At 43.5% G+C, this 540-nt stretch carries 1 protein-coding gene; it reads left to right on the forward strand.

Annotated features, from left to right (window positions below):
* Nucleotides 1-540, forward strand: a 540-nt coding sequence (locus tag ACTNES_RS20950) for a helix-turn-helix domain-containing protein (RefSeq protein WP_441040584.1), incomplete at both ends; no start/stop codon positions are given.

Raw genomic sequence — 540 nt, forward strand, 5'->3', positions numbered from 1 at the left:
AAAATTTTTTGAGACCAAAGAGATTGCCGGAAAGATGCGGGTCAATATTGAGAGTTTTGAAAAGTGGTATGCGAATCAGATTAAATATCATAAAGTCACCGGAGAAGAACCGGGAAAGGAATTGAAAGAATGGTCTTATTCTGTTCCGGAACTTGCAGAAATGCTGGAAGTTACGGATGGTGTCGTTTATGACCTGATCAAGCGGAATAATATCGAAGTCGTGATTGTGGACTACTGGAAACGTGTACCAAAAGCTGCATTTCAGAAATGGTATGACGGACAGTCCAGATACCGCACGAAGGAGGATAAAAAGAGGGACGCGGAAATGGAGGCCGCAACTCTCACTATGCCGGAAATGGGCAGACAGCTGGGAATCACCAGAAATCAGGTATATGGCATCCTGAATAGTCAAAAGTATCAGCATTTCTTTGAGTTCGTCACGATCGCTGATCGAAAAAGAATCACGAAGGAAAGCTTTCAGAAGTTTCTGGACGGGCAGGATGAATATCATCTGGATCCGGCGAACGATTATGAAGAACT

This window comes from Blautia sp. HCP3S3_D9 (assembly GCF_052063845.1).
Taxonomy (GTDB): domain Bacteria; phylum Bacillota; class Clostridia; order Lachnospirales; family Lachnospiraceae; genus Blautia_A.